This is a genomic window from bacterium (genome assembly GCA_040755795.1).
Lineage (GTDB): Bacteria > UBA9089 > CG2-30-40-21 > CG2-30-40-21 > SBAY01 > JBFLXS01.
Genome location: JBFLXS010000220.1, coordinates 1 through 6659 on the forward strand (window position 1 = coordinate 1; position 6659 = coordinate 6659).

A 6659-nucleotide genomic window follows, 5' to 3' on the forward strand; every position below is an offset into this window, starting at 1 on the left:
CTCTCCTACTTCCTACTTTCAGGAGGAAATAGTAGGCAAGTAGGTAGTAGGAAAGGGATAAAGGATGTGCACGGTATTCCTCTTCTGGGGACAATGTCTCCCCTTTCCTACTTCCCTACTTTCCTACAGGCTGAATAGTTACTAAATCAGATAACAGAAAAAATTATTGGTGCAGCAATTGAAATACATAAGACATTAGGTCCAGGTCTATTAGAAATGGAATTAAGCGTATAGCCAATAGATTTTAATTTTTTCTCTGTGTCTCCGCGTCTCTGCGGTGAATAGTTACTTTTTACTTTCAATTTATCACTTTTTTCAAAAATCTATTGACCTGGATGAAGATTTATGGTATATTCTCTTTATATTGCCAAAAGGATAATGAAAATAAATGAAAAATCTTCTTCTAATTACTTCTGATTTTCCTCCATCAGGAAGAAGTAGCACAATGAGGGTGTTAAATTTTTCTAAATATTTGCCTGAATATAACTGGAGGACGGTCATATTAACTATAAAAGAAAACTATTATGATGCTTTCTCTATTCCCACTGAGATGTCTTTGTGGGGAAAAGTAGATAAAAATCTCAAGATTTATCGAACAAGAATAATTAGCTCATTTAATTTGCTTATCAGGATAAAAAATTGTTTTTTGAAAAACAAAGGAAGAGATAATCTTAAAACAAAAGATATTATCGATGATACCCCGAAAAAAGAGAAAAAGGGTGGCGTAATAGATAAGATATTTTTTTATATCTCAGATATTCTGACTCTGCCTGATAAATACATCGGGTGGTTACCATTTGCTTTATTTCAAGGCATCAAGGTAATAAGAAAAGAAAAGATAGATATTATTTATTCAACCGCTCCTCCTAAAACAGCCCATTTAATTGGTTATATGCTAAAAAAGTTAACCGGCAAACCATGGATTGCGGATTTCAGAGACCCCTGGACACTTAGTTATGCCTTTGATGAAAAAGCCTCATGGAAAGGACGAAGAAAAATAGAGGAATTTATGGAAAGGGAAATTGTTAAATATGCCGATAAAGTCATTTCTATTTCAGATGTGCTTACACAAAAACTCTGTGCAAAATATTTCAATATAGAAAAGGAGAAATTTATCACCATTACTAATGGATTTGACCCGGATGACTTTAAAGGGATAACATTAGAAAGATTATCGGAAAAATTCACAATGAGTTATATAGGCAGTTTTTATCGAGGGAGAACACCAGAGTACTTTTTGAAGGCACTGACAGAGTTAATTGAAGAAAATCAAGGGATAGAAAAAGAGATAAGTGTAATTTTTTTAGGAGAGATATTGGAAGAAGAATATAAAACACTTGTGAACGGCTTTAAATGGGATAAAATCTTAAAAATAATTAATTGGCTACCTCATAATGAGGCGATACGGTATATGAGCTCTTCAGATGTCCTTATTTTATTTATTCAGAAGCAAGATAATATGACAGATTATATTGTGACCGGTAAAATATTTGAATATCTGGCAGCAAAAAAACCAATTCTGGCACTTGTTCCTTCAACTGGAGTCGCCGCAGAAATAATTAGAAAAACAAATACTGGTGTGGTAGTAGAACCGGATAACCCTCAAGAGATTAAAAAAGCAATAATTGAACTGTATAATAAATATAAAGAAAAGTCTTTAAAACTTGAAGGCATTTCTGCAGAAATAGATAAATTCTCTTATGAAAGACTTGGTTTAAATCTCACTGAAATACTTAATTCCATCCTATCTTCAAAAGGAAATAAAAATGGAGAGTAATGAATTATCCATTGAGGAAAGTGTTGAGGAGAAATATACGACACGATATTTAGGAAAAGATGAATATGATAAATGGGATGAATTCGTCCAAAAATCACCTCAAGGGACTATATTTTCTTCTTCTAAATGGTTAGAAATTATAACCTCTTTAAGTGGCGAGTTTAAAATTTTAACCTGTTATAAAGGAGATGAACTAATTGGAGGGATATCCTTTGTCGAACGAAAGGAAAAAAGATTCAAATATATCTTTATCCCAAAATTTACGCCCTATGGAGGGATATTATGTAAAGACCCATCATCTCTGAGCTATAAAAAACGCATTACCCTGCAACGAGATGTGGCTAACACTATAATTCCAGAACTCATAAAGACTTACGATAAAATAACTATGGCTCATCATATCTCCTATGAGGATATTAGACCATTTACCTGGAATAACTTTACCCATGAAGTGAGATATACTTATATCATCAACATAGAAGATTTGAGCTATGTCTGGGATAATATGGAATCCACAACTATTCGTAATATAAAAAAGGCAAGGAAAGAGAATATCGAAGTTACTCCCCAAGAAGACATTGATGAGTTCTATCAACTTTATGAAGTTACTTATAAAAAACAGGGACTACAACCTTCTTCACCAGAATTGATGGCAAATGTCTATACAAAACTAAAATCACTAAATCAGGCTCAGATGTATTTTGCAAGAGATGTTAATCGGGAATTAATCGCCGGGGTATTCATTGTTACGGATAATAAAAGAGCCTATTATCTATTTGGAGCGAGTCACCCGACTTTACGCAGTAGTGGTGGAGCATCATTAACCTTCTGGACAGTTTTTGAGCATCTTTCAGGGAAGATTAAAGAGCTCGACCTTGTTGGAGCTAATACTCCCTCAATTGAAAAATTTAAAAGAGGATTTGGTGGAGAACTCAAACATTATTTTGCGGTAAGTAAGATAAATTCTATCGCTTTAGCCATATCTCAAAATATAAATGAAATTAAAAGTCGGATAAAACTTTTTTTAGTTGGTAGATATAAATGATTGGAATATATAAAAACTGGAATTCTGCAATTGATAACGAGATTACCTATGTATTTGAGATATTACTTAATGCCATAGGGATTTCTTATGTTGTTTCTTCTAATCATAAGGAACTTATTAAAATTAACCCTTTATTGATAATAAATTATGGAGACAGTCTTCCCAATTGTCTTGAAACAACGGGAATAATTGTCAATATCCCTTGTAGTCAAGAATTTATATCGCTTCGTGCCCTTTTCAAGTCTAATCTGGATAAAGATAAAACAGAATCCTATTGGCAGGAAATCGCTACTTTAGAAAATAAATTCTTATCAGAAATTTTAAAAAAAATTACTTATCTTGACGCTGAAAATCTTTGTTTTGATAATGATATTTTATCTACCAGACAACAGGGGAATGTAACTATAATAGATATTAAATTTGACATTATTGCCTCGACATTCTATTTAGTAACATGTCAGGAGCAAATTCTATCACTTAAAAGAGATATTCACGATAGGTTCTTATCTTCTTACAGTATGTTGGATAAACTTGTTGAAACACCGATTGTCAGCATTTATCTAAATTTCTTACAGCAAATATTTTTATATTGTGCAAAGAGGCAAAAAGAGGTTCTTGTTCAGAAGTGGTATTGGCCAGAAGGAAGAATATCAGCCGTTTGTTTAACGCATGATGTGGACGATATTCAGAAATGGAAACTATGGGAAAAAGGAATAAGAGAGATAATCGTCGGGACTCTAAAATGTAAATATCAATGGATTCAAAATGGAATATTAGAGATTTATAATTGCTTGCGATATGAAGACCCTTACTGGAATTTTGAGAAAATAGTCCGATTAGAAAAACAATACGGCTATCTCTCTTCCTTTTATCTATTAGCAGATAATAGTACATATAAAATCAGAAATAAAAAGCTAAAAAATATTGTTAAAGAAATTAGTCAACAAGGATTTGAGATTGGATTACACGCAAGTTATGATTCTTATAATAGGCACAATCAAATCTTATGTGAAAAGAAACGAGTTGAGGAAGTATCAGGTCATCCCATCAACGGCATTAGAGGTCATTATCTAAGATTTAATCCTGAGGTTACATGGCAAGTTTATACAGAGGCAGGTTTTGAATATGATACTACGGTTGGCTATGCTGACTATGAAGGATTCCGAACAGGATGCAGTTTCCCTTTGTATCTTTATCATATTAAAGAGAATAAAAAATTGCCATTAATCGAGTTACCACTGATAATTATGGATACGACATTATTTACTTATCAGAAATACTCCACAGATGAAGCATTAACCAATAGCAAAAGGTTATTGGAAATGGCTAAAAAGTATAATGGATTAGGTATAATTCTCTGGCATCAACAGGGATTTAATGAAAAAGAAAATCCAGGCCGGGAAAGAATATATGAAGAGATATTAAAATGGTTATCTGAGAATAAAATTTATGTGAGATTATGTCAGGATATTATTCAGTGGTGGAAAAGGCGTGAATCGGTTAGAATAGTAAAAGAAGACAAATTTGAGTATAGATGTATTTCTGACATACTCATAGAAAGAGATTTTTCTTTTAAACTCAGTAATATTAATTTAAAAAATCTTGCCATTGAGGGGGTTAAGTGTAACCTTCGCCCTTTATCCGAGACGGAATGTATGTTAATCACCAAAGAGGCGACAAAGGAATTTTTGATAAAAGTCCCGAAAGGAGATTCTAACTGATGGATGGTATTAAACAAAAGATTAAATTTGGAATAGCAATGGTCCGCAATTTAATTTATCCAGCCCGATTTAAGATAATCTATCACGACTGGTTATTAATAAAACCTAAACGGGATGATTACCAGACAAATACAAAATATATAGATGCGGCAATAAATTGGCTGTGTCGAGCCCAGGATGCAACGGGTGATGGTGGAGTGGCAACATATTTCTTCGATAAAGGTTGGTCAACTTCTTACCCGGAGGTAACCGGTTATATTATCCCTACCTTCTTTGATTATTATCACCTGACCTCACATGAGGAAATAAGAAATCGTGCCATTAAGATGGCTGATTTTGAAGTTTCCATCCAGATGGAAAATGGTGCCTTTCAAGGTGGATATATTGGTCGAGGAGCTAAACCTACGGTGTTTAATACAGCCCAGATACTCCAGGGTTTAACCAGGGCTTATAAAGAAACGAATGATTTAAAATATTATAATGCGGCTAAAAAGTCGGCTGATTGGATATGTGCAGTTCAAGATGATGATGGTGCCTGGAGACAATATGTCTATTTAGATATTGTGCGAGGCTATGATACAAGGGTTGATTTGCCATTGTTAGAATTTTATCAGATAAATCAAGAAGATAAATACCGACAAGCCGCAAGAAAAAATATCGAATGGGCACTAACACTACAACAGGAAAATGGCTGGTTTAAAGATTGTGATAATAGCCCAAAAAGAAATTTTGAGCCACTTACTCATACCATTGGATATACCATTGAGGGACTTTTAGAATCAGGCATTCTATTAAATGAGCAAAGATATATTGAAAAAGCTACAATATCGGCTGATGCCCTTTTAAAAAGATTTGAGATTGATAAGTCTTTAAAAGGAAGATATAATTCTGATTGGAAACCAACCGTTACTTCTTGTTGTTTAACCGGCTGTGCTCAGATGTCAATTATCTGGATGAGGTTATTTGAAAAGACTAAAGATTTTAAATATTTGAATGCCTCATTAAAAATGAATGATTTCCTCATTTCGACGCAGGTTCTAAATTCCTCTGATAAAGGAATACAAGGAGGAATAAAGGGTTCACACCCTATCTGGGGCGACTATCGTATCTTTTCTTACCCCAGTTGGGCAACAAAATATTTCGTAGATGCACTGATATTAGAAGACAGGATTATAAAACAATTAAAAGAGGAGATTCTTAAATGAGAATTGGATTAATCACTCGTGGAGCTTATAATCGCGCCAGCATAACCGTGCTTAAAGAACTTGAAAAACGTCATATTCCTGTTTCTGCCATAATTCTTGTCAAAAGGAAACAAGGACAAAATCCGCTAAATTCTCTCAAACTTCAACTTAAGACAGAAGGATTAGGGATTTTTAGGAAAATAATGGTTAAATTAGGGTTGATTAAAGAAAATAAAACAAAGGAAATCCCAAAGGGAAAAAATGAAATACCAGAGCAGGAACGAATTTCTATCTATGAATGGGCAGTTAAAAACAATGTTCCTGTTTATCCTGTTAATTATTTAAACACCAACAAATGTGCCAATCTCATTAAAGACCTAAAGATAGACATCTTAATAGTATTTAGCGTGGGAATTGTGAAAGAAATCATCCTCAATATCCCCAATCTAAAGGTCGTTAATGCCCATGCCGGCTTTTTACCAAAATACCGTGGGATGAATGTCATCGAATGGGCATGTCTTAATAATGATGAGACAATTGGGACGATACATTTTATGGACCGTGGAATTGATACTGGAGATATTTTATATCAAAAACCATTCAGTTTGGAAGGTTGTAAGTCAATCGAAGAAATCCGCCAGCGTGGATTTGATTTTGTCTTCAGATTGATGGCAGAATGTGTCGAAAAATTACTCAATAATGAAATAAGACCTACACCCCAAAACCCTGCAGAAGGAAAAACCTGGTATATCATGCATGAGAAATTAAAGAGGATTCTGGAAGAAAAATTAAAGAATAAAACTCGATAATTATAGCGGTTATTAACTGGAAGTTTACATAGGATAATACCCATAAATAAGGCATGAGAATAATCGTTCCGTTAGGAACATAATATCGGTAGGAATAGATAGACAAATCAATCAGTTCCGTAG

6 protein-coding genes are annotated in these 6659 nt (G+C 33.7%); all 6 read left to right on the forward strand.

The genetic code is table 11. The features are described from left to right. The first annotated feature begins 150 nt into the window (after nt 1-150). The 6 genes from AB1414_13255 (at nt 151) to AB1414_13280 (ending at nt 6536) form a co-directional block, all read left to right on the forward strand. The gene (locus tag AB1414_13255) at nt 151-234 is read left to right on the forward strand and encodes a GxxExxY protein (GenBank protein MEW6608391.1); all 84 of its coding nucleotides are present in this window, start codon (nt 151-153) and stop codon (nt 232-234) included. A gap of 154 nt (nt 235-388) precedes the next feature. Beyond that, nucleotides 389-1777 carry a glycosyltransferase family 4 protein gene (locus tag AB1414_13260; protein MEW6608392.1) on the forward strand — a complete coding sequence of 463 codons (1389 nt, stop codon included), beginning with the start codon at nt 389-391 and terminating at the stop codon, nt 1775-1777. Beyond that, nucleotides 1767-2822, forward strand: coding sequence for a GNAT family N-acetyltransferase (locus tag AB1414_13265; GenBank protein MEW6608393.1), 1056 nt, complete (start codon nt 1767-1769; stop codon nt 2820-2822). The genes AB1414_13260 and AB1414_13265 overlap by 11 nt, the downstream gene beginning before the upstream one ends. Further along, nucleotides 2819-4543 carry a polysaccharide deacetylase family protein gene (locus AB1414_13270; GenBank protein MEW6608394.1) on the forward strand — a complete coding sequence of 575 codons (1725 nt, stop codon included), beginning with the start codon at nt 2819-2821 and terminating at the stop codon, nt 4541-4543. The genes AB1414_13265 and AB1414_13270 overlap by 4 nt, the downstream gene beginning before the upstream one ends. Next, a complete protein-coding gene (locus AB1414_13275; GenBank protein ID MEW6608395.1) occupies nt 4543-5748 on the forward strand; it encodes a pectate lyase in 1206 nt (401 codons plus the stop codon). Before AB1414_13270 ends, AB1414_13275 begins: the two co-directional genes overlap by 1 nt. Then, on the forward strand, nt 5745-6536 hold the full coding sequence (locus tag AB1414_13280; protein ID MEW6608396.1) for a formyltransferase family protein: 792 nt from the start codon (nt 5745-5747) through the stop codon (nt 6534-6536). The genes AB1414_13275 and AB1414_13280 overlap by 4 nt, the downstream gene beginning before the upstream one ends. Nucleotides 6537-6659: the final 123 nt, after the last annotated feature.

Excerpts from the sequence above, each read along its gene's own strand:
- AB1414_13260 (MEW6608392.1), top strand. The coding sequence starts at position 389 with ATGAAAAATCTTCTTCTAATTACTTCTGATTTTCCTCCATCAGGAAGA.
- AB1414_13265 (MEW6608393.1), top strand. The coding sequence starts at position 1,767 with ATGGAGAGTAATGAATTATCCATTGAGGAAAGTGTTGAGGAGAAATAT.
- AB1414_13270 (MEW6608394.1), top strand. The coding sequence starts at position 2,819 with ATGATTGGAATATATAAAAACTGGAATTCTGCAATTGATAACGAGATT.
- AB1414_13275 (MEW6608395.1), top strand. The coding sequence starts at position 4,543 with ATGGATGGTATTAAACAAAAGATTAAATTTGGAATAGCAATGGTCCGC.
- AB1414_13280 (MEW6608396.1), top strand. The coding sequence starts at position 5,745 with ATGAGAATTGGATTAATCACTCGTGGAGCTTATAATCGCGCCAGCATA.